24 protein-coding genes are annotated in these 25,720 nt (G+C 57.4%); 18 read left to right on the plus strand and 6 right to left on the minus strand.

The genetic code is table 11. The annotated features are described in order from the left end of the window. Positions 1-3: 3 nt before the first annotated feature. A complete protein-coding gene (locus tag RUA4292_RS23490; RefSeq protein ID WP_058279803.1) occupies positions 4-1,605 on the minus strand; it encodes a metallophosphoesterase in 1,602 nt (533 codons plus the stop codon). Between the two features lie 207 nt (positions 1,606-1,812). On the opposite strand from RUA4292_RS23490, the gene nudC reads away from it, so the two are divergent. From nudC to RUA4292_RS23505, 3 genes are read left to right on the plus strand one after another with little or no spacing between them, the layout of a single operon-like run. Continuing rightward, positions 1,813-2,793, plus strand: a complete 981-nt coding sequence (gene nudC / locus RUA4292_RS23495; protein ID WP_058279804.1) for an NAD(+) diphosphatase — start codon at positions 1,813-1,815, stop codon at positions 2,791-2,793. A gap of 40 nt (positions 2,794-2,833) precedes the next feature. After that, positions 2,834-3,301, plus strand: coding sequence for an SRPBCC family protein (locus RUA4292_RS23500; RefSeq protein ID WP_058279805.1), 468 nt, complete (start codon positions 2,834-2,836; stop codon positions 3,299-3,301). 26 nt (positions 3,302-3,327) lie between these two features. Continuing rightward, positions 3,328-3,795, plus strand: a complete 468-nt coding sequence (locus tag RUA4292_RS23505) for a GNAT family N-acetyltransferase (protein WP_058279806.1) — start codon at positions 3,328-3,330, stop codon at positions 3,793-3,795. Between the two features lie 12 nt (positions 3,796-3,807). Here the strand turns inward: RUA4292_RS23505 and RUA4292_RS23510 are convergent, their stop codons facing one another. Next, on the minus strand, positions 3,808-4,641 hold the full coding sequence (locus RUA4292_RS23510; RefSeq protein ID WP_058279807.1) for a prephenate dehydratase: 834 nt from the start codon (positions 4,639-4,641) through the stop codon (positions 3,808-3,810). A 119-nt stretch (positions 4,642-4,760) separates the two neighbouring features. On the opposite strand from RUA4292_RS23510, the gene RUA4292_RS23515 reads away from it, so the two are divergent. The 5 genes from RUA4292_RS23515 to RUA4292_RS23535 all read left to right on the plus strand — a co-directional run bounded on the left by RUA4292_RS23515 (position 4,761) and on the right by RUA4292_RS23535 (position 11,122). Next, a complete protein-coding gene (locus RUA4292_RS23515) occupies positions 4,761-5,267 on the plus strand; it encodes a c-type cytochrome (RefSeq protein ID WP_058272647.1) in 507 nt (168 codons plus the stop codon). 174 nt (positions 5,268-5,441) lie between these two features. Continuing rightward, positions 5,442-7,346, plus strand: coding sequence for an extracellular solute-binding protein (locus RUA4292_RS23520; RefSeq protein WP_058279844.1), 1,905 nt, complete (start codon positions 5,442-5,444; stop codon positions 7,344-7,346). 9 nt (positions 7,347-7,355) lie between these two features. Continuing rightward, complete coding sequence (locus RUA4292_RS23525) at positions 7,356-8,441, plus strand: microcin C ABC transporter permease YejB (RefSeq protein WP_058279808.1); 1,086 nt, start codon at positions 7,356-7,358, stop codon at positions 8,439-8,441. Further along, positions 8,442-9,548 carry an ABC transporter permease gene (locus tag RUA4292_RS23530; protein ID WP_058279809.1) on the plus strand — a complete coding sequence of 369 codons (1,107 nt, stop codon included), beginning with the start codon at positions 8,442-8,444 and terminating at the stop codon, positions 9,546-9,548. Further along, a complete protein-coding gene (locus RUA4292_RS23535) occupies positions 9,545-11,122 on the plus strand; it encodes an ABC transporter ATP-binding protein (RefSeq protein WP_058279810.1) in 1,578 nt (525 codons plus the stop codon). Before RUA4292_RS23530 ends, RUA4292_RS23535 begins: the two co-directional genes overlap by 4 nt. 20 nt (positions 11,123-11,142) lie before the next feature. Here the strand turns inward: RUA4292_RS23535 and RUA4292_RS23540 are convergent, their stop codons facing one another. Further along, complete coding sequence (locus tag RUA4292_RS23540) at positions 11,143-13,071, minus strand: elongation factor G (RefSeq protein WP_058279811.1); 1,929 nt, start codon at positions 13,069-13,071, stop codon at positions 11,143-11,145. A 177-nt stretch (positions 13,072-13,248) separates the two neighbouring features. Continuing rightward, positions 13,249-14,604: an oxygen-independent coproporphyrinogen III oxidase gene (hemN, locus tag RUA4292_RS23545; protein ID WP_058279812.1), complete on the minus strand. Its 1,356-nt coding sequence runs from the start codon at positions 14,602-14,604 to the stop codon at positions 13,249-13,251. Positions 14,605-14,668: 64 nt separating this feature from the next. On the opposite strand from hemN, the gene fnrL reads away from it, so the two are divergent. Both fnrL and RUA4292_RS23555 read left to right on the plus strand, forming a co-directional pair. Continuing rightward, a complete protein-coding gene (gene fnrL / locus RUA4292_RS23550; RefSeq protein ID WP_058279813.1) occupies positions 14,669-15,409 on the plus strand; it encodes a transcriptional regulator FnrL in 741 nt (246 codons plus the stop codon). Between the two features lie 64 nt (positions 15,410-15,473). Continuing rightward, positions 15,474-15,728: a GlsB/YeaQ/YmgE family stress response membrane protein gene (locus RUA4292_RS23555; protein WP_058272498.1), complete on the plus strand. Its 255-nt coding sequence runs from the start codon at positions 15,474-15,476 to the stop codon at positions 15,726-15,728. Between the two features lie 46 nt (positions 15,729-15,774). On the opposite strand, the gene RUA4292_RS23560 is transcribed toward RUA4292_RS23555, so the two are convergent. Further along, a complete protein-coding gene (locus tag RUA4292_RS23560) occupies positions 15,775-16,614 on the minus strand; it encodes a universal stress protein (RefSeq protein ID WP_058279814.1) in 840 nt (279 codons plus the stop codon). A gap of 195 nt (positions 16,615-16,809) precedes the next feature. Here RUA4292_RS23560 and ccoN point away from each other — a divergent pair, with 195 nt between their 5' ends. Genes ccoN through ccoP form a run of 4 tightly spaced genes read left to right on the plus strand, consistent with a single transcriptional unit; the run spans position 16,810 to position 20,267 of the window. Further along, on the plus strand, positions 16,810-18,417 hold the full coding sequence (ccoN, locus tag RUA4292_RS23565; RefSeq protein ID WP_058279845.1) for a cytochrome-c oxidase, cbb3-type subunit I: 1,608 nt from the start codon (positions 16,810-16,812) through the stop codon (positions 18,415-18,417). Between the two features lie 13 nt (positions 18,418-18,430). Next, a complete protein-coding gene (gene ccoO / locus RUA4292_RS23570; protein WP_058272496.1) occupies positions 18,431-19,159 on the plus strand; it encodes a cytochrome-c oxidase, cbb3-type subunit II in 729 nt (242 codons plus the stop codon). Between the two features lie 11 nt (positions 19,160-19,170). After that, the gene (locus tag RUA4292_RS23575) at positions 19,171-19,407 is read left to right on the plus strand and encodes a CcoQ/FixQ family Cbb3-type cytochrome c oxidase assembly chaperone (RefSeq protein WP_058279815.1); all 237 of its coding nucleotides are present in this window, start codon (positions 19,171-19,173) and stop codon (positions 19,405-19,407) included. Beyond that, the gene (gene ccoP / locus RUA4292_RS23580; RefSeq protein WP_058279816.1) at positions 19,404-20,267 is read left to right on the plus strand and encodes a cytochrome-c oxidase, cbb3-type subunit III; all 864 of its coding nucleotides are present in this window, start codon (positions 19,404-19,406) and stop codon (positions 20,265-20,267) included. The genes RUA4292_RS23575 and ccoP overlap by 4 nt, the downstream gene beginning before the upstream one ends. Before the next feature lie 146 nt (positions 20,268-20,413). On the opposite strand, the gene RUA4292_RS24890 is transcribed toward ccoP, so the two are convergent. Then, positions 20,414-20,608 carry a hypothetical protein gene (locus tag RUA4292_RS24890; protein WP_158507083.1) on the minus strand — a complete coding sequence of 65 codons (195 nt, stop codon included), beginning with the start codon at positions 20,606-20,608 and terminating at the stop codon, positions 20,414-20,416. Between the two features lie 67 nt (positions 20,609-20,675). On the opposite strand from RUA4292_RS24890, the gene RUA4292_RS23585 reads away from it, so the two are divergent. The 4 genes from RUA4292_RS23585 (at position 20,676) to RUA4292_RS23600 (ending at position 25,720) form a co-directional block, all read left to right on the plus strand. Then, complete coding sequence (locus RUA4292_RS23585) at positions 20,676-21,551, plus strand: LysR family transcriptional regulator (RefSeq protein WP_058279817.1); 876 nt, start codon at positions 20,676-20,678, stop codon at positions 21,549-21,551. A gap of 100 nt (positions 21,552-21,651) precedes the next feature. Next, positions 21,652-23,079: a cytochrome c oxidase accessory protein CcoG gene (gene ccoG / locus RUA4292_RS23590; protein WP_058279818.1), complete on the plus strand. Its 1,428-nt coding sequence runs from the start codon at positions 21,652-21,654 to the stop codon at positions 23,077-23,079. Between the two features lies 1 nt (position 23,080). Beyond that, positions 23,081-23,539, plus strand: coding sequence for a FixH family protein (locus RUA4292_RS23595; RefSeq protein ID WP_058279846.1), 459 nt, complete (start codon positions 23,081-23,083; stop codon positions 23,537-23,539). Between the two features lie 3 nt (positions 23,540-23,542). Next, positions 23,543-25,720, plus strand: coding sequence for a heavy metal translocating P-type ATPase (locus RUA4292_RS23600; RefSeq protein WP_058279819.1), 2,178 nt, complete (start codon positions 23,543-23,545; stop codon positions 25,718-25,720).

Genomic DNA, 25,720 nt, shown 5'->3' on the forward strand with positions numbered 1-25,720 from the left:
CCGTCACAGTGAGAGTTGAATGCGCAAAAACCCTTCGGCATCCCTTCCAGCCAGCGTTGGGCTGAACTCTGCGATGTCTGCGAGGTGACGTTGTGCCTGTTGGCCGGTCTTCAACAGGACAGAAGACCCCGGCATGGGCGCAAAACGGAATGGGCAGGGGCCCTGTTCCAGCGATTCAGCGGGCATTGCACCGGTCAGGTAATCCTTTAGCGCGTGTTGGATCGGCAAAGCCGGAACGTTGATGATTTCGGCGTCCCGTATGAACGGAAAATGCCCGCCGCCGCTGGCCCGAAAATTGTTCAGCGCAACAACAAAGCGTTGTTCGACCGTCACCGCTTGGCCGTCGAAACGAAGATCTGAGATGCGCTGGTATGCCGGATTTGCCACGTGTCGCATGCGCATCACGCCCGCAGGAATGTCCGAGTAAAAACGAGGCCCGGCACGACCACCGAATTTCGAAGGTGCCACGGCGGACAGTAAAGGTGTCGCTTCATGGGCTGTACCCTTCAGGTTCTGGCGCACAGCCGAAGCCTGTGCCGCGGCCACCATCGCAAGCCCGCGATCCTTGGCGCAAAAGCTGAAATAGCTGTGCAGGTGCTGATCCGTATGCCCAATTGGTTCCTCGGCCTGTTTTCGTGTTGCGGAATGCCCATCCGAAAATAGCGCCACCAATGACGGGTCCTCGGGTGCCGGGTCAGCACCTGATACTGGGCGCAGTTCAACGCGATGCGCCGCGACCGACCAGCCCTTTTCTGTCGTGGTAGTCAACGTTAGATCAATCACGCCAAGATGAGATCCGGCGGATCCCGGCATGACAACAGGTGTGCCATGCACCATTCCGCCAGTGGCATCGACGTGTTCCAGCTCAGCGTGCGATTTCCCCGGCAGGGTAGGATGTGTGTGCCCGGCGATGATGGCGTCAATGCCCTCAATCGCGGCAAGGGGGATAATCGCGTTTTCAAGATTGGGCGCGGGGTCAGCGGAGCCCAGCCCCGTATGGGCAAGCGCGATGATCACGTCGCAGCCGTTGGATCGAAGCTCAGACACTTTAGTGCGCGCGCAGGTCAGGATGTCGTCTATCCGGACGTCATCACCCAGCCGATGAGATTCCCAATTCCGGGTCTGCGGCGGAACCACCGAGAAGACGCCGACGGTTAGCGAGGCTTGGTTCCCCGCGACCTCAACCCGGCGGGTTAGAACTGCCTGATCCTGCCAGACTTCGTTGGCGCCCGGGCGATGAACATTGCTGCAAACCACCGGGCAGGGGGCCTGTGAAAGTATTCGATCCAGTATGTTCCCTTCGAACCCGAAATCATGATTGCCTAACCCGATCGCATCATACTCTAGTGCGCCAAGGGCCTGCATCAGCGCATGCGGCTTGTCAGCTTGCTCGGCGGCCATATCCCCAACGGGAGTTCCCTGCAGCGAATCGCCATTGTCAAAAAGCAGCACGGTTGAGCCTTCCGCCTGCGCCTCAGTTCGGGCTTCGCGGATCAGACTGGCGGTTCGGGTCAGGCCAATTGTGGGTTCAGGGGTGTCAGAATAGTAATCAAAACTCCTCAAGTTCATATGAAGATCCGTGGTGCCCAGTATTCGGATCTGCACGGTCTGCGGAGGCAGAGAAGGGGAAGGTTTCAAATTTCTACTTTTGGCAGTTTTGTCTTAGTCATTTTCAACAAAAAGATTAATCACAGTGAATTGCAAGGCTTAGCTTTGTTCATTCGATAGCGACCTGTGGTTCTGGGGGTGAAATACCGTTGCAACTGATTGGCCGACATGGCAGCCCTGCGCGGACAAGTCTAAGGATAACTTATGAAAAATGCGGAATATGTGACGTTTGGTAGCTCGGGGCTGGATCGTGCGGCGCATATTCGCGGGGATGCCGATGCGGTCGCGGGGGCGCGGGCGCATCCCAATGCAAAATGCCTGCTCTTGTGGCGCGGCAAGGTTTTGGTTCAGGGTGAGGCGCTGGATCAGTTGGGACTGATCTCGATGTCACATGAGCTGGTCGAAACCGGGCCAGGAGGTTCTGTCGAGCAGCCTGTTTTCTTGGGGCTGTCGGAAGACGCGCCGGTGTTTGCCTTTGATATTTCGGACTGGACGGCTGATGGGTTGGACGTGTCCGGTGTCGGAGGCTTTATCGATAAGTCAGAGCAACAGCACCCGGACTTGCCCCACGGCTACGTCTTTGCCGAACTGCGTCGGATCATGACCCGTTTGTCGACGCGTGACGCCGAACTGGCGGCCTCGGCCAAGGCGGTGACTGCATGGCACGAAACGCATCGGTTTTGCGCCCGGTGTGGCGCAGCCAGTGAACTTGCGCAGGCGGGGTGGCAGCGCAGTTGTCCGTCCTGTGGTGGGCAGCATTTTCCACGTACCGATCCGGTCGTCATCATGTTGATTACGCAAGGTGATTCAGTGCTAATGGGACGTTCACCGGGCTGGCCAGAAGGGATGTATTCGCTATTGGCAGGGTTTGTTGAACCGGGTGAAACGCTTGAGGCAGCAGTCCGTCGGGAAGTGATGGAAGAGGCCGGAGTGCCCGTGGGTGAGGTCCGTTACCTGTCCAGCCAACCCTGGCCGTTTCCGGCCTCGTTGATGTTCGGCTGCGCGGGTGAGGCGTTGTCGCGCGACATCACCATCGACCCGGTCGAAATCGAAGATGCGATGTGGGTTACCAAATCCGAGATGATGCAGGCCTTTGCCGGCGAACACCCTGTTTTGCTGCCAGCCCGCAAGGGAGCGATTGCGCATTTTCTTTTGCAAAACTGGCTTGCGGATACATTGGACTGACAAAATACTGTTCTGAAAAACGAGAGAACCCCGAACCACAATGCAGTTTACAGTGCGCGAAGATATCGAAGCTCCCATCAACTCGGTGTTTGAAATGGTGGCCGACTTCGACCGATTCGAACGGATCGCAATGCGGCGCGGGATCGACGTCCGGCGGATTTCGGGCGAATTGGGCGTTGTTCCGGGCACCAGTTGGGAGACAGAATTCAGGTTGCGCGGAAAGCCACGTCAGATTTCCGTGCAGATGGCCGAAAGCGACCCGCCTTTGCTGATGCGGTTCGAAGCGGCAAGCAAGGGGATGAACGGGGTTACGACGGTGGAGCTTTTGGCCCTGTCGCAGCGCCGCACGCGTCTAAGCGTTGACATGTCCCTGTCGGCCAAATCCCTGCCTGCGCGGCTGCTGTTACAATCGCTCCGGCTTGGGCAATCCCGGTTTCGCCGACAGTTTCAGTTGCGCCTGACCGAGTTCGCTCGGGAAATGGAACAACGCCACATTCATGGTGGCTGATTACCCAATGCTTTGGTGGGAACGACATGGATAGCTTTATTGTTCGTGAAGCGGTATTGACGGATGCCCAAGGTATCTCAGAGGTACTGTGGGACATCGCAGCGGCCGGAAAGCGTAATAAGCGCTGCGACGTTGATTTTGCCCGCGAGCATTACGTGGCCGATCCCGACCGGATCAGATGCTCTGTTGCTTTTCAGGAGGAGCAGGTCCTGGGATTTCAATCGTTGAAATGGGCGGTCGAAAACAACCCATATGGCGCTCCGGTCGGGTGGGGCGTCATTGGAACGCATATTCGCCCGTCTGCCGCACGGCGCGGTGTCGGGCGTGCCTTGTTTCGTGCGACGCTCTTGGCGGCACGGGAAAGTGGCCTACCGGCCATTGATGCGACCATTTCGGCCACAAACGCCGAAGGATTGGCCTATTATTCGTCGATGGGCTTTGTGGATTATCGGGAGCACGAGGGTGCCCAGTGCAAAAGCTTTTCCGTGATTTGAGCCGAGGTCGCTTCAGCCGCGCGGTTGAGCCGCTGGGTAGACGCCCAAAATCTCGACATTCGTGGTGAAGTGTTCCAGTTCTTCCATTGCCAGCTGTACGTTCCGGTCGTCCGGGTGGCCCACGATATCGGCATAAAACTGGGTCGCAGTGAACGACCCATCGACCATGTAGCTTTCCAGCTTGGTCATGTTGATGCCGTTGGTCGCAAACCCACCCATCGCCTTGTAAAGCGCAGCCGGAATGTTGCGCACCTGAAAAACAAAACTGGTGATCATGCCATGTTCTCCGCGGCGTGACATGTCGGCCTGCTGTGACATCACCAGAAAGCGCGTGGTGTTGTTGTCGCGGTCTTCAATGTGCCGGGCAAGAACGTTCAAGCCGTAGATTTCGCCGGCCAACTCGCTGGCCAATGCTGCTGAATGCACCTCGCCTTGTTCCGAGACCTCGCGGGCCGCGCGCGCGTTGTCGGGGCTGACACGTCCCTTGATGTTGTGTTCTTTCAAAAACCCGGCGCATTGCGGTAGCAGAACCAGGTGCGAGTGTGCCTCGGTGACATCCTCGATTTTGGCCCCTGGAACGGCAAGAAGGTTGATGTGAACGCGCACGAAGGCTTCTTCGATGATGTGCAGCCCGCTGTGGGGAAGCAAACGGTGGATATCGGCGACCCGGCCATACGTGGTGTTTTCAACCGGCAGCATTGCCAATTCAGCCTCACCTGCGCGCACCGATTCGATCACATCTTCGAAAGTCCGGCAGGGCAGGGCCTCCATATCGGGGCGGGCATTACGGCAGGCCTCGTGGCTGTAGGCGCCGGGTTCTCCCTGAAATGCAATACGTTTGGTCATTTGGTCGATTCCGTGCAACAAGTTCGATAATTGGGCGTTTAGTCGCGGTGTCTATACCTTGCCTCTTGTAAGGGGAAGCCTTAGACACCCCGCAGACAGCTGAAATGGACTCGCGATCAATGTTCGACACGATGACAGTTACCAAGGCCGCAGCAGGCCTGTTTGGCACCTTCCTGGTGCTGCTTTTGGCCAAATGGGGTGCCGAAGTGCTTTACCATGCGGATGGGCATGGTGAGACGGCCTCGTATATTATCGAAACCGAAAGCTCCGGTGAAAGCGCTGACGGCGAAGAAGTGGTGTTCGAAGACATGCTGGCCGCCGCAGACCCCGACAAGGGCGCGCGGGTATTCCGCAAGTGTACTGCCTGCCACAAGCTGGAAGACGGCGCCAACGGCACTGGCCCCTACCTGTTTGCAATCGTGGATCGCCCGGTTGCTTCAGCCAAAGGTTTCACTGGCTACTCAGCTTCGATGCAGGCCCATGGCGGCAATTGGACACCCGAAGCGCTGGATGCGTTCCTGACCCGCCCCAGTGCCTATATCTCAGGTACATCCATGAGCTTTGCGGGTCTGAAAAAACCGCAGGAACGGGCCGACCTGATTGCCTATCTGCAGACCATCAACTGATCTTTCGCTCAGTTTTGACGCATTCAAAAGCCGCTGCCCCGTGCAGCGGCTTTATTTTTTGTCTAAGTAAATCTTCACAAAGTGTTCACGCACTCTAAACTTGAAACTGGCAGTGCTAGTCTTTTAGCTGGCGCAAACAATATTAAAGACGTCAACGAGCAGGGGATGAACCACATGAAATCCAATCGAGTTACCGCTTTAGCGCGAACAAGGGATTTCGGACGCTTAGTTCACATTCTAGCTTTGGGGGCATTGCTCTGTGCAGCCGCTGCAACTCAGCTTTTTGCTGAGGAAAAGATCATCAAATCACACGGGTTCTCGGAATTCGGTGATTTGAAGTATCCGGACGGTTTTGCGCATTTCGACTATGTGAACCCGGATGCGCCACGTGGTGGAGAACTCTCCTATGCGGCGCAAGGCACGTTCGACAGCTTTAATCCCTATACCAGGCAGGGCCGGGCTGGTGCGCGGTCGGCAGATCACTACGAAAGCCTGCTGGTTCCATCCTATGACGAACCAGCGGCCTATTATGGCCTACTCGCCGAAAGTCTCGAATACCCCGAAAGTTATGAGTGGGTGATCTTCAACATTCGCCCCGAGGCGCGGTTTTCCGACGGCACACCGGTGACGGCCGAGGATGTGGTGTTTTCCCATAATCTGCTGCTGGACCAAGGGTTGAAATCTTATGCCGACGCAATTCGCCAACGGATCCCCAAGGCGGAGGCGTTGGATTCCCATCGTGTAAAGTTCTACTTCTCGCCAGATTTCCCCCGCCGAGGCCGGATTTCTCAAGTTGGGGCCACGTCGATTTTCTCTAAGAAATGGTTCGAGGAAGACCCTGAAAACCGCCGATTGGACAAGTCGCGGCTGGATCCGGGTATCGGTTCGGGGCCATATGTTCTGGATGATTATGACATCAACCGGCGCATCGTCTACAAGCGCAACCCCGATTATTGGGGCAACGACGTTAACGTCAATGTGGGCCGCAACAACTTTGACACCATCCGCGTTGAGTATTTCGCCGATTCCATTGCTGCGATGGAGGGGTTCAAGGCGGGCACATTTACCCTTCGGCAGGAAAACAACTCAAAAAGCTGGGCAACGGCCTATGATTTCCCGGCAATTGCGAATGGTTCTGTCGTGCGGGCTGAACTGGCAGACGGAAATGTGCCGTCAGCGTCGGGCTTCATCATGAACCTTGACCGGCCAAAGTTTCAGGACCCCCGCGTTCGCGAAGCTATCCAGCTGGCATATAACTTCGAATGGACGAATGAAAGCCTGCAATATGGGTTATTCCAGCAGCGTAGTTCGTTCTGGGAAGGAACGCATCTTGAGGCGACCGGCCTGCCCGAAGGGCGCGAGCTTGAGGTGTTGCAAGAACTGGGCGACGCGCTGGACCCTGCCATCCTGACCGAGGAACCCGTTTCGGCGCATGAATCCCGGGCCGCCCGCCAAAATGACCGTGGTAACTTGCGCAAGGCGATGAAACTGCTGGACGAAGCTGGCTGGCTTGTTGGGGATGACGGCATTCGTCGCAACGACAAAGGTGAGGTGCTGTCTATTGCATTTCTGTCCGACCAGCCAACGCTGGACAGGCTTATTCAACCCTTCGTCGCCAATTTGCGGGCAATGGGGATTGATGCGAGCTACAACCGGGTGGACAACGCCCAGTTCACCTTGCGCCGCCGGGACCGTGATTTCGACATGATTGTTGGCGGGTACCCGAGGTCGTTGCAGCCGTCGACAGGGTTGTATCAGCAGTTCGGAACCGAAGCGGCCTCTTACTCGGTCTTCAACCCGTCGGGTGTGCATGGCCCGGATATCGAACCGCTGATCGATAACATTGCCTCTGCCGAAGACAGCGAAGAACTGTTTGCAAATGTCCGCGCATTGGACCGCGTCCTGCGCGCCAAGCGGATCATGGTTCCCACTTGGTATCTGGGTAAGCACTGGGTTGCGTACTGGGACATGTACGAATACCCGGAAAATCTGCCGCCTTACGCATTGGGTGTTGAAGACCTCTGGTGGATCAACGAAGAGAAAGAGGCCGAGTTGAAATCCTCCGGCGCCTTGAGGTAATCCGCCCCCATGGGAGCATATATTCTTAGACGACTGTTGCTGGTCATCCCAACCCTGCTTGGGATCATGATCGTCAACTTCACGCTGGTTCAGTTCGTTCCTGGCGGACCGATTGAACAGATCATCGCCCAGTTGGAAGGTGGCGGTGATGTGTTCGAAGGGATCGCCGGCGGCGGCAGTGACATCGAGCAACAGACCGGCGGCACGAATGACCGCTACATTGGTGCGCGGGGCCTTCCGCCCGAGTTTATCGAAGAGCTGGAAAAGGAATTCGGGTTCGACAAACCGCCGGTTGAGCGGTTCCTCAACATGATGGGCAATTACCTCACGCTGGATTTTGGCGAAAGCTATTTTCGGTCGATCAGCGTAACCGATCTGGTGTTAGAGAAGATGCCGGTGTCGATCTCGCTGGGTCTGTGGTCCACGCTGATCGCGTATCTGGTGTCGATCCCGCTGGGTATTCGCAAGGCGATTAAGGACGGGTCACAGTTTGATACCTGGACCAGTGGCGCGATCATCGTAGCCTATGCTATTCCCGGCTTCTTGTTTGCGATCCTGCTGTTGGTTCTGTTTGCCGGGGGATCATATTGGCAGATATTCCCGCTCCGGGGGCTGACTTCGGACAACTGGGACAGCCTCAGCCTGTTTGGTAAGATCGTTGATTACTTCTGGCACATTGCCCTGCCAATTATCGCGCTGACGATTTCGGCCTTTGCGACGCTGACTCTGCTGACCAAGAACTCGTTCCTGGACGAGATCAAAAAACAATACGTTATGACCGCCCGCGCCAAGGGTCTGAGCGAAAGTCAGGTTCTGTACGGCCATGTTTTCCGCAACGCGATGCTGATCGTAATCGCCGGGTTCCCTGCGGTTTTCATCGGCGTCTTCTTCGGGGGATCGATCATCATCGAAACGATCTTCTCGCTTGACGGTCTGGGCCGTCTGGGGTTCGAGGCAGCCGTTGCGCGGGACTATCCGGTGATTTTCGGCACTCTGTTCATCTTTGGCTTGATGGGGTTGGTTGTCGGCATCATCAGTGACCTGATGTATGTACTGGTCGACCCGCGCATCGATTTCGAAAAGCGGGAGGGGTAAATGGCACTTTCTCCTCTCAACCAGCGTCGCTGGCGCAATTTTCGTCGTAATGGGCGTGCATTCTGGTCGCTGATGGTCTTTTCGGTGCTTTTTGGCCTGTCGCTGTTCGCCGAATTCATCGCTAACGATAAACCAATCCTCGTTAAATACCGGGGTGAGTTTTATACGCCGATCTTCAATTTCTACGCGGAAACCGAATTCGGTGGTGATTTCCAGACCGAGGCGATCTATCGCGACCCCGAGGTGCAGTGCCTGATCGATAGCGGTGGCATCGAAGACTGTTTCGACGATCCCGAGGGGATCATCGATGAGATTAAAGCCGGGACTTTTCAGGCAGATGGGTACGAGCGTGGTTGGGCCATCTGGCCGCTGATCCCGTATTCCTTCAACACCAGCGTTGATCGCCCCGGTGCAGCGCCGCTGCCACCCAACGGGCAAAACCTGCTGGGCACGGATGACACCAAGCGCGACGTGTTGGCCCGGGTGATTTATGGCTTCCGACTGTCGATTTTGTTCACGCTCATGGTCACGGGTGTGGCCAGTCTGGTTGGCATATTCGCAGGTGCCATTCAGGGCTTTTTCGGAGGCTGGCTGGACCTGATCTTCCAACGGATCATCGAGATCTGGTCGGCGACGCCTTCGCTTTACGTCATCATCATCATGTTCGCCATTCTGGGTCGAAGTTTCTGGCTGCTTGTCGCGCTGATGATCCTGTTCAGCTGGACCGGACTTGTGGGAGTTGTGCGCGCCGAGTTCCTGCGGGCGCGAAATCTGGAATATGTGCGCGCCGCGCGGGCACTGGGTGTGGGCAATATGACAATTATGTTCCGCCATATGCTGCCTAATGCGATGGTCGCCACGCTGACCTTCATGCCCTTTATCGTTACGGGCACCATCGGCGGCCTGGCCTCACTGGATTTTCTGGGCTTCGGCCTGCCGTCTTCCGCCCCGTCTTTGGGTGAGTTGACCTTGCAGGCCAAGCAGAACCTGCAGGCACCTTGGCTGGCCTTCACCGCCTTTTTCACCTTTGCCATCATGCTGTCGCTACTGGTCTTCATCTTCGAAGGCGTGCGCGATGCATTTGATCCCAGAAAGACCTTTTCATGAGCCTGCTGGATGTGAACAACCTCAAAGTCTCGTTCCGTCAGGACGGGCAGGTGAGCGCAGCAGTCAAGGGGGTGTCCTTTACTGTGGATCGGGGTGAAACGGTTGCGCTGGTGGGCGAATCCGGATCTGGCAAATCAGTCACTGCGCTGTCGACAGTGTCATTGCTGGGTGACAGTGCGATTGTCGAAGGTTCGGTCACCTATGAAGGGCAAGAGATGATCGGCGCGTCTGACCAGCGCCTGATGGATGTGCGCGGCAACGATATCAGCTTCATCTTTCAGGAGCCGATGACCTCGCTCAACCCGCTGCACACGATCCAGAAACAAATGGCCGAGTCACTGGCCCTGCACCAGGGTCTGACAGGTGATGCTGCACGGGCCCGGATCGTCGAACTGCTGACCAAGGTTGGCATCCGCGACCCGGAAGAACGGCTGGACAGCTATCCGCATCAATTATCAGGTGGCCAACGCCAGCGCGTCATGATCGCCCTGGCACTTGCCAACAAGCCCGATATCCTGATCGCGGATGAGCCGACAACGGCCCTGGATGTGACCATTCAGGCGCAGATCCTCGAACTGCTGGCCGAGCTTCAGAAATCTGAGAATATGGGGATGCTTTTCATCACCCACGACCTTGGGATCGTGCGCCGTATCGCCGACCGGGTTTGTGTGATGAAGGATGGCGAGATTGTCGAGACTGGCGCGACCCAGGAGATATTCGACAACCCCCAGCACCCTTATACGCGCAAGCTGCTGGCGGCGGAACCATCCGGTCATCCCGATCCTGTGGCTCCCGACGCCGAAGAAGTGGCGCGCACCGATCATCTGAAGGTCTGGTTCCCGATCCAACGCGGGTTCCTGAAACGCACAGTTGGTCATGTGAAGGCCGTGAACGATGCAACGCTCAGCATACGCGCCGGTGAAACCTTAGGGATTGTGGGCGAAAGCGGCTCGGGTAAGACAACGCTGGCGTTGGCGATCATGCGGTTGATTGCGTCCGAAGGTGCAATAACCTTCCGCGATCAGGATGTACGTCGCTGGTCGACGCGAGAGTTGCGGCGTTTGCGCAAGGACATGCAGATTGTGTTTCAGGACCCATTCGGAAGCCTCAGTCCCCGGATGACCTGCCAGCAGATCATTGCCGAAGGGCTGGCAATCCACAAGGTCGACCCGCACCGCTCGCCACGGGAGCTGGTGACCGAAGTGATGACCGAAGTGGGCTTGGACCCGGCTGCGATGGACCGCTATCCGCACGAATTCTCGGGCGGGCAGCGTCAGCGTATTGCCATTGCACGAGCCATGGTCCTCAGGCCAAAATTGCTGGTTCTGGATGAACCGACCAGCGCCTTGGATATGACTGTGCAGGTTCAGATCGTCGACCTGTTGCGCGATTTGCAGCGTAAGTACGGACTGGCCTACCTATTTATCAGCCACGATCTGAAAGTCGTGCGTGCGATGTCCCACAATGTGATTGTCATGCGAAACGGTGACGTGATCGAAATGGGGTCAGCCGAAGATCTGTTCGAAAACGCCCAGACAGACTATACCCGCGAACTGATTGCGGCGGCGGGCTGAAACCAGCCCGCCTGGGGCTTTCAGGTATTCGCTGTTTCGCGTGCCGCGGATTTTGGAACCGGGCCGCGAAGCTCTTCGTAATGGTCGAATTGCAGTTTTACCCACCCCGTGCCGCGTGTCGCGCTGGCGAGGGTGCGGTGTAACTCGTCTTCGGCCACAGCAGGCAGTTGGGCATTGAAAATCTCCCATCCAGACGCGTTGGGATTGCCTTCAAAGCCCAGAACCTGACCCTGCAGCGAACTGATCGTAGGCACCAGGTCGCCCACGAAATCCGAGGGCAAGTGGATTTCGGCGTTCAGGATGGGTTGCAGGACCACCGGTTTCGCCTGCGGCAAAGCCTCTCGCACCGCGTTCTTGCCCGCAGTGCGGAACGCATAGTCAGAACTGTCGACGTTGTGATGCTTGCCATCGCTGAGCGTGACTTTGACATCCACAACCGGGAACCCTTCAGGCCCTTGAACCAGCGCATCCTTGGCCCCGTGTTCGACCGATGGGATATAGTTTCTGGGCACAGCGCCCCCTTTGACGATCTCTTCGAATTCGAACCCGGCCCCACGTGGGGTCGGTGCGATCGAGATCACCACATCGGCAAATTGTCCTGCGCCGCCGGATTGTTTGCGGTGGCGATGACGATGTTCGATCGGTGCGCGGATGGTCTCGCGATAGGCCGTCTCAACCGTCTGGGTCTCAATCTCGATACCGAAGTCTTCAGCCAGCTTTGCGCTGACCCGGCGCATATGCTGAGGCCCTTGCGATCCCAGAACGGCATGACCGCTCAGTTCATCGTGCTGCAGGTGCAGTCCGGGGTCGATCTCGACCAGTCGGGATAAAGCGTTGGACAGGCGTACATCGTCACGCTCGTGTGCCGGCGACACAATTTGCCGATGGGCGGCCGGATGGGCCTCGGCCCACTCCGGTAACGGTGTGGTTCCGGTGCTGTCGTACAGGTTGCCGGGGTTGAGGTGGTCGGATTTCACGGCCAGCCCGATCTGACCAGCTTCCAATTCCGAAATTTGGGTTTTGGCATCCAGTGTCGTCAGGTTGCCAACCGTTTCGCCGCCCAGAGCTTCATGCGCTTTGACGCCCTTGCCCAGACCGCGCAGGACGTTGATCTTTCCGATGTGCTTTTTGACATCCGCGAACCCGGCTATGGCACGCGCGTCTTCGGCGGCTTCGTCGCGCCCGGCGGCGATATCGAATTCGGGGGCTTCGTGGCGCAGTGCCTTCATCAAACGTGTTAGCCCGTTTCCGTGGCTTGCCGATCCAAGACAGGCCGGGATTATCTGGTGGTTCTGCAGGACTTGCGCGGCCAAATCGAAGATCTCCTCGCTGGGTGGCTGCTTGTCCTCGATCAGTTGTTCCAGCAGGTGATCATCAAAATCCGAAAGCGTCTCCAGCAATTCGGTCCGGGCTTCTTGTTCCCGGTCTTCGACGGACTGGGGAAGTTCGATCAGGGCCGAGGGTTGCCCCTCCTGATACTTCCATGCCCGTTCCGAAATCAGATCGACCGCGCCAACGATTGCCTCACCATCGCGGATCGGAACCTGCCGCAGGGCGATGTGGTGCGTGCAGTAGGTTTGCAGAGCGGCGATGATATCGCGGATACGTCCGTTTGGGGTGTCCATGCGATTGATGAACAGAAAGCAGGGAATACCCGCCTCTTCGACCAGCCGCAGATAAGGGGCGCAAAGCACGGCGGCGTCCGGGTCGGGCGGTACGACGACGACAGCAGCATCCGAGATCGCCATGGCAGGGCCTACATAAGCCATGGTGTCGCTGCCACCATTCACGTCGATGGCACACCAGGGTTCGTCCAAGTAAGAAAAACCGTGCAAATGCACGGTTCCGGAAACGTCGAATGTGGTTGGCCGGCCATCAAGGCGGCTGATGGCCTCGACCAGTGTTGTTTTGCCCGAGTGGCTGGGGCCGAGGACAGAAAAAACGCGCATGAATGCAGTCCCTCTTTCAAGTTGCAGAACGGCTGCACGAAAAAGGCGGTCGAGCGCGAACGCGTCGGCACATACTGTCTGGTACTCTGCCTGCCTCAGGCACGGGGCGGATTTCCACCCGCCCTACAAGTGTGGGGAAAACCCACCCTCCGCGTCAAGTCCTGTCCTGCGTTGTTATCAGATCGCCGAGCTGTGTCCCGCCTTGCTCAGATCATAGGCATCAAAGGTGCGGGCGACCATTCGGGTCAGCGCGCGCGCCTCGGGCGGGATGAACAGGCCGTCTTCAGAGATGCTTAGCAACCCGTCGAAGGTTGCGTTTGCAGTCTGATACATCTCCTGCAATTCCGCGGCGGTGATGTTGTGGTCGCGCAGTATCTCGGCGGTATCTATCCGGAAATCGCACATCAACGCTTCAATCAATCGGGCGCGCAAGATGTCTTGGCCTTTGAACAAATGCCCACGGGATATAGAGAACCCGCCCTCGCGGATCGTTTTGGTATGTGCTGACGTCGCGGGTGCGTTCTGGGCGTATCCTTGCGGGAATCGTGAGATCGAGCTTGCACCAATCCCGATCAAAACGTCGGACTGATCGTCGGTGTAGCCCTGAAAGTTGCGCTTTAGCCTTTCCGTGTTCAGTGCGTGCGTCAGCCCGTCATCCTGCGTGGCAAAGTGGTCAATGCCGATTTCGGCATACTTGTCCCACAGGAACAGGCGCCGGGCCGTATCGAACAGATCCAGGCGGTCTTCGGGCGTTGGCAGGGCATCCGTCGGGATCAGCTGTTGCCGCTTGGCCATCCACGGCACATGCGCATACCCGTACAACGCCACCCGGTCTGGGCTGAGCGACAGCAATTTCTGCACGCTTTCAGTCATCCGTGCCTTGGTCTGGTGCGGCAGACCATACAGAATATCGGCATTCAGGCTGGCGATGCCGCGCGCGCGGATCATTTCTATAGCCTTGCGGGTGGTGTCGTAACTTTGGATGCGCCCGATGGTTTTCTGGATTTCGTCGTCGAAATCCTGCACTCCGATAGACGCACGGTTCATGCCGGCTTCGGCCAATGCATCGAGCCGACCCTCGTCAATCTCGTTCGGGTCGATTTCGACCGAGAACTCTGCATCCGGCCCCAACGGAACAATCTCAAGAATCCGGGCGGCCAGATCGCGCATCAGATCGGGGTTCAGCAGGGTGGGTGTACCGCCGCCCCAATGCAGGCGCGAAAGGGTTACCCCCGCAGGAAGGTGGGCGGCCAGTAGGTCCAGCTCGGCCTTGAGGACATCCACATAGGCGATCACCGGGTTGTCGGTCTGGGTGCCTTGCGTCCGGCAAGCGCAGAACCAACACAGCCTGCGGCAGAACGGGACGTGGACGTACAGCGACACGGAACTGCCGGACTTGATCCCGGAAATCCAGTGGCCAAAAAGGCTTGGCCCCACATCGTTGCTGAAATGTGGGGCGGTGGGATAGCTTGTGTAACGCGGGACTTTCGCGTCAAATAGTCCAAGCTGTGCCAATTGCGGTTTCACTATCATACCTATACCGTTAAGCCACGGCCGTCTATGAAACCTTGACTGAGATCAAGTGGAACCGCGAACGATGTTAAAAGCGCAATTTGACCATACCAACTGTTCGGACTGCCCCATTCGGCACCGAGCCGTCTGTGCACATTGTGATGTCGATGAATTGGAAGAGCTTGAAGGCATTAAGTATTACCGGACCTTTGAGGCGGGCCAAACGGTCATCTGGTCGGGGGATCAGATGAACTTTGTGGGCTCTGTCGTGTCGGGCATCGCCTCGTTGACCCAAACGATGGAAGATGGTCGAACGCAAATGGTCGGCCTGCTTTTGCCCAGTGACTTTGTAGGCAGGCCCGGACGGGAATCAGCGCCTTATGACGTCCTGGCCACAACTGATTTGGTCATGTGCTGTTTTCGCAAGAAACCGTTCGAAGCCTTGATGAGCAGCACGCCACATATCGCGCATCGTCTTCTGCAGATGACACTGGATGAGCTAGACGCGGCACGTGAATGGATGTTGGTTCTGGGGCGCAAGACCGCGCGCGAAAAGATTGCAAGCCTGTTGTCAATCATTGCCCGGCGAGACGCTTCAATTACGCCCAAGCAAAAAACTGGCCCGATTGTCTTTGACCTGCCGCTGACGCGTGAGGCTATGGCAGATTATCTGGGGTTGACGCTTGAAACCGTAAGTCGCCAGATTTCGGCCCTGAAGAAAGAGGGGGTTATCGAGTTGGAAGGCAAACGCCACGTGACAATCCCCGACATGCGGCGCCTGATGGACGAGGCCGGCGACGACTCGGATGGCGGCTTTCTGATTTAAGCCTATCCTGCTGCCTGCAGCCGTGATTTACTGAATGCGTGAATGAACCGCGCAGGAGTAAGGCATGGAATTCAGTAGCATTTTGGCAATGCTGGTCATCGGTGCGATCGCCGGGTGGCTTTCGGGAAAAATTATGGAAGGCCGTGGGTTCGGCCTGATCGGAAACATAATAGTAGGGATCGTGGGCGCCTTTCTTGCAGGTCTGATTTTCCCGGCGCTGGGTTTTTCGGTCGGTGGTGGTGTGTTTTCGGCGATACTCTTCGCAACCATCGGCGCGGTCATACTGTTGTTTGTGATCGGTCTCATAAAACGCGTTTAGGCCATCCGTTCGAACGGATGGCCCCCCGAATCGGAAACACTTACAGTCAGTGTGCCAGAAACACTGGGACCGAGGCTTGTTCCAGCATGTTTCGGGTTGCCCCGCCTAGGATGGCTTCGCGGAACCTTGAGTGGCCGTAAGCGCCCATGACGATCATGTCCGCTTCGCTGTCGGCGGCGTGCCGGTTCAGGATGTCTGACACACGGGTCATGGTTTTGCTGAGTACGTCGATCTCACACTTGGTCCCGTGCCGGGCCAGCATCTGAGACAACAGCCCGCCGGGATCAGAGCGGTCAGGACCGTGGCGCGGCGGGTCGATGACGACAATCCGAACCAGATCGGCTTGCGTCAGAAAGGGCAAGGCGCATCGGATGGCGCGCATGGCTTCGACACTTTCATTCCATCCGATCATGATAGTGCCGGGGCGCTCAAATGGCGTTGTGCTATCCGGCGTGACCAGAATGGATGCGTGACCTTCGAACATGGCGGCTTCGACGATAGGCTCAGCCTCGGCGCTGCGGTCTTTGCCGTAGGGTTGTGGCAGAACAACCAGATCCGAGAACCTGGCACGATGCGCCACGTGGCGACCAATATCGGCGATCTGAGCAACGCCGCTCTCGGCAGACCAGCGAATACCGGATTTACCCAGATAGTCTTGTGTATGTTTCAACAGTTCTTCGGCGTCTGCGTTGGCCCGGCTCAGCGTCTCTTGCAGAACCAGCGCGTTTGCGCCTGCATAGTAATAGCCCGCCTGACTTCGATCTACGCCAAGGCACAGTGCTTCGGCATGCGCATCCTGTGCATTTGCCAGTGCAACCATTTGCGCCAACGCCGATTGTGATTGTTCCGAGTCGGTTACGACTGTGAGAAGAGATTTGTACGCCATTTTGACCTCTTGTCTTCGGGGCTGAGACACCTGCGGCTACGCAGCTCAGTCTAAGGCTTAGGATTGTCACAGATTTCAGGTTAATGTTTTGATACAGATCAAAGCAAGATTGGCCGCTGTCGGACAAAACAACGGCCAGTCAAAAGGGTTCCGCGACAAATAAGAATCGCGCGGGGCATGGCAAAGGGACGCAATATGTCAAATTACATCAAGCTGATCGTGCTTGGTCTGATCGCGATATTCGCGGCGATCGGAACCAATTACGCACGCGATTTGGCGTATCAGGTGCACGCAATTCTGGTGATGCTGATCGCCGGTGGATTGTTCATCTGGACGCTGAGAAATACGGATGAGCCAGATATCCTCGTCGACCGTTCGGCCGAGTACATGGATGACGTGATCCGCTATGGCGTGATCGCAACTGCCTTCTGGGGGGTGGTCGGGTTCCTTGCGGGGACCTTTATCGCCTTTCAGCTCGCCTTTCCGGTGCTGAACTTCGAGTGGGCGCAAGGTTATCTGAACTTTGGTCGTTTGCGCCCGCTGCACACCTCGGCGGTGATTTTTGCCTTTGGCGGCAACGCGCTAATCGCGACATCGTTCTATGTCGTACAGCGCACAAGCGCCGCGCGCCTGTGGGGCGGAAATCTGGCATGGTTTGTATTTTGGGGCTATCAGCTGTTCATCGTACTGGCCGCGACCGGTTACGTTCTTGGCGGGACCCAATCCAAGGAATACGCCGAGCCCGAATGGTACGTTGACCTGTGGCTGACCATCGTCTGGGTGGCTTATCTGGCCGTATTCCTGGGTACGATCGTCCGGCGGAAAGAACCCCACATCTATGTGGCGAACTGGTTCTATCTGGCGTTCATCGTGACCGTCGCCATGCTGCACTTGGTCAACAACATGACCATCCCGGTCAGCGTTTGGGGTTCGAAGTCAGTCATCGTCTGGTCGGGCGTTCAAGACGCCATGATCCAGTGGTGGTACGGCCACAACGCCGTGGGCTTTTTCCTGACCGCGGGCTTCCTGGGCATGATGTATTACTTCATCCCGAAACAGGCCGAGCGTCCGGTGTTTAGTTACAAGCTGTCGATCATCCACTTCTGGGCTCTGATCTTCCTGTATATCTGGGCCGGTCCGCACCACCTGCATTATACCGCGCTGCCGGATTGGGCGTCGACGCTGGGCATGGTGTTCTCGATCATCCTGTGGATGCCGTCCTGGGGTGGCATGATCAACGGCCTGATGACCCTGTCGGGTGCGTGGGACAAGCTGCGTACTGACCCGGTGATCCGGATGATGGTAATCTCGGTCGGGTTCTACGGCATGTCCACGTTCGAAGGGCCAATGATGTCGATCCGCGCGGTCAACAGCCTCAGCCACTACACCGACTGGACCATTGGTCACGTACACTCGGGCGCGCTGGGCTGGAACGGCATGATCACCTTTGGTGCGCTGTACTTCCTGGTGCCTGTGCTGTGGAAGCGTGAGCGTCTGTATTCACTGCAGATGGTTAGCTGGCACTTCTGGCTCGCCACCATCGGTATCGTTCTGTACGCCGCGTCGATGTGGGTGACCGGTATCATGGAAGGCCTGATGTGGCGTGAAGTGGATGCAAACGGTTTCCTGGTGAACTCGTTCGCTGACACCGTGGCTGCCAAGTTCCCGATGTATGTGGTGCGTGCTCTGGGTGGCGTGATGTTCGTCGCCGGTGCAGTGATCATGTGCTACAACCTGTGGATGACTGTGCGGAAAGCGCCGGCCAAAGAGGCCAGCCTGACCGTCGCGGTCCCGGCTGAATAGGAGGGCCGGAGCAATGGCAATTCTCGACAAACATAAGATCCTCGAGACCAACGCGACCCTCCTGCTGATCTTCAGCTTTTTGGTCGTGACCATCGGTGGCATCGTGCAGATCACCCCGCTGTTCTATCTTGAGAACACAATCGAGAAGGTGGAGGGCATGCGCCCTTACACCCCTCTCGAAATGGCGGGGCGTGACATCTACATCCGCGAAGGCTGCTATACCTGCCACAGCCAGATGATCCGCCCGATGCGGGACGAGGTCGAACGCTATGGCCACTACTCGCTGGCGGCCGAGTCGATGTACGACCACCCGTTCCAATGGGGGTCCAAGCGTACTGGACCTGATCTGGCCCGCGTTGGTGGCCGCTATTCAGACCAGTGGCATGTTGATCACTTGCGTGACCCGCAGTCGGTGGTTCCGGAATCGGTGATGCCGAAATACGGCTTCCTCGAGCATCGCAAGATCGACGGCAAGTATATCGGTGACGTCATGGCGGCGAATGCTGTTGTGGGCACGCCCTATACCGAAGAAATGCTGGCAAATGCGCAGGCGGATTTTCGAGCACAGGCCGACCCGGACAGCGACTATGACGGTCTGCTGGAACGGTACGGTGACAAGGTCAGCATTCGTAACTTCGACGGTCAGCCGGAATTGACCGAGGCCGATGCGTTGGTTGCTTATCTGCAGATGCTGGGAACGTTGGTCGATTTCTCGACCTTCACCCCAGACCCGAGCCGCTAAAGGAGGGTGTGATGGAAGAATACACAATCCTGAGGCAATTCGCGGATAGCTGGATGCTGTTGGTACTGTTTGTCTTCTTTGTTGGCATCGTGATCTGGGTTTTCCGTCCCGGAGCCAGCAAAGAATACAAGGACACCGCCAACATCCCGTTCCGGCACGAAGATGCCCCTGCGCCCCTCAAGGGTGACGAAACAGCTGCGCCCCGTGGGGGCGACAAATCCGCCACATCCAAGGAGGCGCGGCAATGAGCAAGACACCTGAAAAACAGCCGGGCGATCCAAACACAACCGGACACTCCTGGGATGGCATCGAAGAGTTCGACAATCCCATGCCGCGCTGGTGGCTGTGGACCTTTTACGTCACCATTATCTGGGGCGTGATCTATACGATCATGTATCCGGCCTGGCCGCTGGTTCAGTCCGCAACCGCCGGTGTTCTTGGCTGGTCATCGCGAGAATTAGTGCAAGAAGAAATCGTTTCTTTTGAAGAAGCCAACGCGCCGTGGAACGCCAAATTGGTTGAAACCTCGCTTGAGGATGTCTCGAAAGATCCCGAGCTGCAGCAATACGCGGTCAATGCGGGCGGCGCGGTATTCCGGACATGGTGCGCACAGTGCCACGGTTCGGGCGCGCAGGGTGCGCCGGGTTTCCCGAACCTGCTGGATGACGCATGGCTCTGGGGCGGTTCGCTGGAAGATATCGAGACCACCATTGCCTATGGTATTCGGAATGAAGAAAGCGACGACGCGCGCTATTCCGAGATGCCAGCCTTCGGCGAAATCCTCGAAAAAGAAGAGGTCACCCAAGTCGTGCAATACGTCATGTCTTTGACTAATGCGCAAAGCGACGATGCGGCGGCGCAGGCGGGCAAAGTTGTTTTTGAGGATAACTGTTCCTCTTGCCATGGCGAAGACGGCAAGGGCGATGTCACCCAAGGTGCTCCGAACCTGACCGACGCGATCTGGCTATACGGCGGCAGCCAGGAAGCCCTGACAGAAACGGTGACCAACAGCCGATTTGGCGTGATGCCCCCGTGGGAAAACCGCCTGACCGAAGCGCAAATCCGCGCTGTCACCGCCTATGTCCACCAGTTGGGTGGCGGTCAGTAACCGCAAAAGAATACCTTCGGACGGTTCGCCGCCCGAAGGTTGAGGCACCGGCTGTTCCATCTGTTCGCGCGTTTCCTGAACAGCCGGTGCTGCCTCTCTACCTTACAAATCACCAGCGAGGCGGTCCAGACGTGGGCTTCGGTTTGCTATTCGCATTGCGAGAAGTTGGCGCGTTTTTGTTGCCTCCACCAATGACTTTCCGGCAACCAGCGTTGCTTTTGTCTGTCAGGCCGATCCGATGATTTTGGTTCATCCAGCTCATGTGTCTGGGTGGCGATCATGAATGACTTTGCAAGAATTGAGAGCATCTGACATCTCCTGAGTTTTGGTTCTTCTGTCATCAGGATTGATTTTCAGACTGCAAAATGCGACTCAATTAGCATTTCTATATGTAATCAGGGCTTACATATGAACTGGATGGAAATGCCGCCGCTCGCATCGCTCAGAGCTTTTTCCGCTTTTGCGGCGACACGGAATGTTGTGGAAGCGGGCAACTCACTGAATGTCAGCCACGCTGCCATCAGCCAGCAATTGCGCGCGCTTGAGAAGCACCTCGAAATTGCGTTGTTGGACCGCACCGGCAAATCCATGACCTTGACGCCTGAAGGTGAAAGGTTGGCGCGCGCACTGCATCTTGGGTTCGGTGCGATTGGCGATGCCTTGGTCGAACTGACCCAATCCAAACAGGATCGTCCGGTTCATGTTTCTTTGACGTCGTCATTTGCCGCGTCATGGCTGATGCCCCGCCTGCCTGCATTTCAGGCCGAACACCCGGATATTCAGCTGGCGCTTGATCCGTCGCCTGCACTGGTCAGCCTGGATCCCGGCGGTGTTGATGTGGCCATCCGCTATGGTGCAGGCACATGGCCCGGTGTCCGTACAGAAATGTTGCTGCAAAGCCCTATGGTGATCGTCGCGGCCCGCAATCTGGTGGGGGAAAAAACGTCGTGGACGCCAGACGAGCTCAGCGAACTGCCCTGGCTTGAAGAGTTCGGCACCACCGAGGCAACCAACTGGCTGGCCCGACGTGGTGTCGGGCACGGGCCAAATGCAGGGCGAATCTCATTGCCCGGTAATCTGCTTTTGGAAGGGTTGCGCGCGGGGCAGGGCGTAACCGTCACGGCGCGGCATTTTGTCGAAGCAGAAATCACGTCGGGCCAAATCATCGAACTGTTTCGCGAGCCCGAAAACAGCGGATATCACCTTGTTACTGGTAATTTCCCTCTACGTCCGGCGGCAAAAACTTTTATTGCATGGCTCAGGCGGCAAGCTGGTAAGATGTGACAAAAGGTGTCTGCACGATGCGCTTTTGACCCATGTCAAAGTGGCTACCTTTGTGTTCTGGAACAAGACACCGTGATATAGCCACATCTGGAGCCAGCCCGTGAGCGATTCCGACCCCGCACCCAGCCTTTACGCCGCACGAGAACCCATATTTCCGCGTCGCGTGTCCGGGCCGTTTCGCAATCTGAAATGGATCATTCTCGCGGTCACATTGGGGATCTATTACATCACCCCGTGGATCAGATGGGACCGGGGGCCCAGCCTGCCGGATCAGGCGGTGTTGCTGGATTTGGCCAACCGCAGGTTCTATTTCTTCTGGATCGAGATCTGGCCGCATGAGTTCTACTTTGTTGCCGGTCTGTTGATCATGGCCGGGTTGGGATTGTTTCTTTTCACCTCGGCGCTGGGGCGCGTGTGGTGCGGATATGCCTGTCCGCAGACGGTTTGGACTGACTTGTTCATCCTTGTCGAACGCTGGATTGAAGGGGATCGCAACGCGCGGTTGCGTCTGCATCGTCAGGAAAAGTTAGACTTTCGTAAAGCGCGGTTGCGGCTGACGAAATGGGGTGCCTGGCTTTTGATCGGTCTGGCGACCGGTGGTGCCTGGGTGTTCTATTTTGCCGATGCGCCGACACTTCTGCGGGACCTTGTGACCGGGAACGCCCATCCGGTTGCCTATACGACAATACTGATTTTGACAGGAACGACCTTCCTGTTCGGTGGCTTCGCGCGCGAACAGATCTGTATCTATGCCTGCCCATGGCCGCGGATTCAGGCCGCGATGATGGACGAGGATACGCTTGTCGTCGGGTACCGCGAATGGCGTGGTGAGCCGCGCGGCAAGGGCAAACGAACTGCGGATTCCGAGCTGGGCGACTGCATCGACTGTATGGCCTGCGTCAATGTCTGTCCGGTTGGGATCGACATTCGCGACGGACAGCAATTGGAGTGCATCACCTGTGCGCTGTGTATCGACGCCTGTGACGACATGATGGCCAAGATCGGCAAACCGCGTGGCCTGATCGACTATATGGCACTGAGCGACGAAGCCAACGAGCGGGCAGGTAAGCCTCCCAAAAATGTCTGGAAACATATCCTGCGGCCCCGGACCATCCTGTACACGGCCCTTTGGTCACTTGTCGGCTTTGGGCTGCTGTTTGCGCTGTTCATCCGGTCCGACATCGAAGTTACCGTGGCCCCGGTTCGCAACCCGACCTTTGTCACCCTGTCTGACGGCACGATCCGCAATACCTATGACGTGCGCGTGCGGAACAAACATGGCGAGGAACGGCTGTTCAAGCTGTCTCTGTCCGGTGATCCGGCGATGCGGATCGTGATCGAAGGCACACCACTTGATACGGTGAATGTCACGGCGGATACTGCGCAATTGCAGCGGGTCTATATTATCGCCTCGAAAGACACGGATCCGGCAGCGGCGGACGCGACACCGGTTCGGATCTGGATCGAGGATATTGAAAGCGGTGAGCGCGCTTACAAGGACACGACGTTCAATGGACGAGGAAACTGAGATGGCCGAGCGTCAATTTACCGGAAAGCACTTTCTAGCGATCTTTGTCGCTGCTTTCGGGGTGATCATTTCCGTGAATCTGGTGCTAGCCTACAAAGCTGTCAAAACCTTTCCCGGGCTCGAGGTCAAAAACTCTTACGTCGCCAGTCAGGAGTTCAACGAGCGCCTGAAGGTGCAACAGGCCTTGGGTTGGGAAATCCGGGCTGAAACCAATGGCGGTCTTTTGATCCTGCACATCACCGACCAAACCGGCGCGCCGGTCCAGGTGGCCGAGTTGCAGGCAGTTGTTGGCCGGGCGACACATTTGAAAGAGGATTTCACACCGGATTTCACTTTTGACGGGACCGCCTATTCCACGCCCGCAGCGCTAGGCAAGGGGAACTGGAACATCCGTCTGGTGGCCAAAGACAACAGCGGTGCCGAATTTGCGCAGCGGGTTCCGTTGTATGTGAAAGGGTAGGGGATGACCGCTCAGCTCAGCTCAGGTACGGCGGCGTGCCCCGGTTGCATCGCAGCACCGGCGGAACCAGCGCGACCCGTTCCTGAAGATGTGCAGATTGCCCTATCCCTGCCCGGCATTCATTGCTCGGCCTGTATTGCGAATGTTGAACGCGCGCTGAACGCCCATCCGGGTGTCGAGGACGCGCGGGTCAATCTGACGCTCAAGCGTGCAATGGTCAAAGCAGCCGCTGAGACGCGCGCTGCCGACCTGATCCCCGTTTTGGAGCGCGCCGGGTATGAGGCACATGAGCTGGACCCGGGCGCTTTGTCGGCAACCCAATCCGACAAGGCCGGGCGTGATCTGCTGATGCGATTGGCGGTGGCTGGTTTCGCGTCGATGAACGTGATGCTGTTGTCTGTGTCGGTCTGGTCTGGGGCTACGGATGCGACGCGGGACCTGTTTCACTGGATTTCAGCGGCCATTGCGCTGCCGGCAATTGCCTTTTCCGCGCAGCCCTTCTTTGCCAACGCCTGGAGTGCGCTGCGCGTCAAACGATTGAACATGGATGTGCCGATTGTGCTGGCCATTCTGTTGGCGCTCATGACGTCGCTGTGGGAAACCGCGCTCAGCGGAGAGCATGCCTATTTCGACGCCGCACTGACGCTGACTTTCTTCCTGCTCGCAGGCCGATATCTGGACTACCGCACCCGCGCCGCAGCGCGATCAGCAGCCGAAGAACTGACGGCCCTAGAAGTGCCGCGTGCCATTCGCTTGGTGGATGAGGCGGAAGAAGAGGTGTCCGTCGCAAGCCTCGCGGTTGGTGATCTGATAATTGTTCGCCCCGGTGGCCGTATGCCGGTGGATGGTGAGATTGTATCGGGTAAATCGGAGCTCGACCGGTCATTGTTGACGGGCGAGACCTTGCCGGTCTTTGCCGAAGCCGGTCTTGCGGTCAGCGCGGGTGAGGTTAACCTGACCGGCCCGCTGACGATCCGGACCACAGCGGTCGGTGAGGATACTTCACTGCACCGTATGGCGGATCTGGTGGCCATCGCAGAATCCGGTCGATCGCGCTATACGTCGCTGGCTGACAAGGCGGCCAAGCTATACGCGCCGGGTGTGCATATTCTGTCCGCGCTCAGTTTTTTGGGTTGGTACATCTATTCCGGCGATATCCGAACCGCGCTGAACATCGCTGCGGCGGTTCTGATCATCACCTGCCCCTGTGCGCTGGGGCTTGCTGTGCCTGCGGTGACGACGGCGGCCTCGGGGCGACTGTTCCGCAAGGGGATGTTGATCAAACACTCTACAGCACTGGAACGTCTGGCTGAGGTCGATACGATCGTTTTTGATAAAACCGGCACACTTACATCTGGCACTCCGGAATTGACCAATCTTGAGGATCATTCCCGCGCGGATCTTGAGATTGTACTGGCGCTGGCCGAGGCCTCTTCGCATCCGTTGTCGGTGTCGCTTGCCAAGTCCGCCAGAAATGCCGGGATCAAACCTGCCAGACTGGAGGATGTGGTCGAGGTTCCGGGGTATGGGACCGAAGGGACGTACCGAGGTCAGCGCGTGCGCCTTGGGCGCGCCGCTTGGACCGGCGCGCCCAAGGGTGATCAGACGGCAGCCTGGTTGGCCGTCACGGATCAGTCACCGGTTGCGTTTTTCTTCTCGGATTCGCTGCGTCCAGGCGCGGCTGAGGCTGTGCAGGCGTTCCGTGACGGCGGAAAGAGCGTCGTTCTCATCTCAGGTGATACACGAGGCGCGGTTCAAACGCTGGCAGACAAGCTTGGAATAGAAACATGGATTGCCGAGGCGCTGCCTCAGGATAAAGCCACCCATGTGCAGGAGCTCAGCGACCAGGGCCGCCATGTCCTGATGGTCGGTGACGGGCTGAACGATACTGCGGCGCTTGCAGCGGCGCACGTGTCAATCTCGCCCGCCTCAGCGCTGGACGCGGCGCGGGCGGCATCGGATATCGTATTACTCGGCAACGATTTGTCCCCGATTGCAGATGCCTGTGACACAGCGGTGAAGGCGACCAAAAGGATTCGCGAGAACTTTCGCATCGCTACGGTTTACAATATTATAGCCGTACCCTTGGCCGTGGCCGGGTTTGCCACACCGCTGATCGCGGCATTGGCGATGTCGACATCGTCCATTACCGTGTCCCTGAATGCCCTGCGCCTGAGGTAG

Origin of the sequence: Ruegeria atlantica, from assembly GCF_001458195.1 — a bacterium.
Classification (GTDB): Bacteria; Pseudomonadota; Alphaproteobacteria; order Rhodobacterales; family Rhodobacteraceae; genus Ruegeria; species Ruegeria atlantica.

Excerpts from the sequence above, each read along its gene's own strand:
- nudC (WP_058279804.1), top strand. The coding sequence starts at position 1,813 with ATGAAAAATGCGGAATATGTGACGTTTGGTAGCTCGGGGCTGGATCGT.
- RUA4292_RS23500 (WP_058279805.1), top strand. The coding sequence starts at position 2,834 with ATGCAGTTTACAGTGCGCGAAGATATCGAAGCTCCCATCAACTCGGTG.
- RUA4292_RS23505 (WP_058279806.1), top strand. The coding sequence starts at position 3,328 with ATGGATAGCTTTATTGTTCGTGAAGCGGTATTGACGGATGCCCAAGGT.
- RUA4292_RS23510 (WP_058279807.1), bottom strand. The coding sequence starts at position 4,641 with ATGACCAAACGTATTGCATTTCAGGGAGAACCCGGCGCCTACAGCCAC.
- RUA4292_RS23515 (WP_058272647.1), top strand. The coding sequence starts at position 4,761 with ATGTTCGACACGATGACAGTTACCAAGGCCGCAGCAGGCCTGTTTGGC.
- RUA4292_RS23520 (WP_058279844.1), top strand. The coding sequence starts at position 5,442 with ATGAAATCCAATCGAGTTACCGCTTTAGCGCGAACAAGGGATTTCGGA.
- RUA4292_RS23525 (WP_058279808.1), top strand. The coding sequence starts at position 7,356 with ATGGGAGCATATATTCTTAGACGACTGTTGCTGGTCATCCCAACCCTG.
- RUA4292_RS23530 (WP_058279809.1), top strand. The coding sequence starts at position 8,442 with ATGGCACTTTCTCCTCTCAACCAGCGTCGCTGGCGCAATTTTCGTCGT.
- RUA4292_RS23535 (WP_058279810.1), top strand. The coding sequence starts at position 9,545 with ATGAGCCTGCTGGATGTGAACAACCTCAAAGTCTCGTTCCGTCAGGAC.
- RUA4292_RS23540 (WP_058279811.1), bottom strand. The coding sequence starts at position 13,071 with ATGCGCGTTTTTTCTGTCCTCGGCCCCAGCCACTCGGGCAAAACAACA.
- hemN (WP_058279812.1), bottom strand. The coding sequence starts at position 14,604 with ATGATAGTGAAACCGCAATTGGCACAGCTTGGACTATTTGACGCGAAA.
- fnrL (WP_058279813.1), top strand. The coding sequence starts at position 14,669 with ATGTTAAAAGCGCAATTTGACCATACCAACTGTTCGGACTGCCCCATT.
- RUA4292_RS23555 (WP_058272498.1), top strand. The coding sequence starts at position 15,474 with ATGGAATTCAGTAGCATTTTGGCAATGCTGGTCATCGGTGCGATCGCC.
- RUA4292_RS23560 (WP_058279814.1), bottom strand. The coding sequence starts at position 16,614 with ATGGCGTACAAATCTCTTCTCACAGTCGTAACCGACTCGGAACAATCA.
- ccoN (WP_058279845.1), top strand. The coding sequence starts at position 16,810 with ATGTCAAATTACATCAAGCTGATCGTGCTTGGTCTGATCGCGATATTC.
- ccoO (WP_058272496.1), top strand. The coding sequence starts at position 18,431 with ATGGCAATTCTCGACAAACATAAGATCCTCGAGACCAACGCGACCCTC.
- RUA4292_RS23575 (WP_058279815.1), top strand. The coding sequence starts at position 19,171 with ATGGAAGAATACACAATCCTGAGGCAATTCGCGGATAGCTGGATGCTG.
- ccoP (WP_058279816.1), top strand. The coding sequence starts at position 19,404 with ATGAGCAAGACACCTGAAAAACAGCCGGGCGATCCAAACACAACCGGA.
- RUA4292_RS24890 (WP_158507083.1), bottom strand. The coding sequence starts at position 20,608 with ATGACAGAAGAACCAAAACTCAGGAGATGTCAGATGCTCTCAATTCTT.
- RUA4292_RS23585 (WP_058279817.1), top strand. The coding sequence starts at position 20,676 with ATGAACTGGATGGAAATGCCGCCGCTCGCATCGCTCAGAGCTTTTTCC.
- RUA4292_RS23595 (WP_058279846.1), top strand. The coding sequence starts at position 23,081 with ATGGCCGAGCGTCAATTTACCGGAAAGCACTTTCTAGCGATCTTTGTC.
- RUA4292_RS23600 (WP_058279819.1), top strand. The coding sequence starts at position 23,543 with ATGACCGCTCAGCTCAGCTCAGGTACGGCGGCGTGCCCCGGTTGCATC.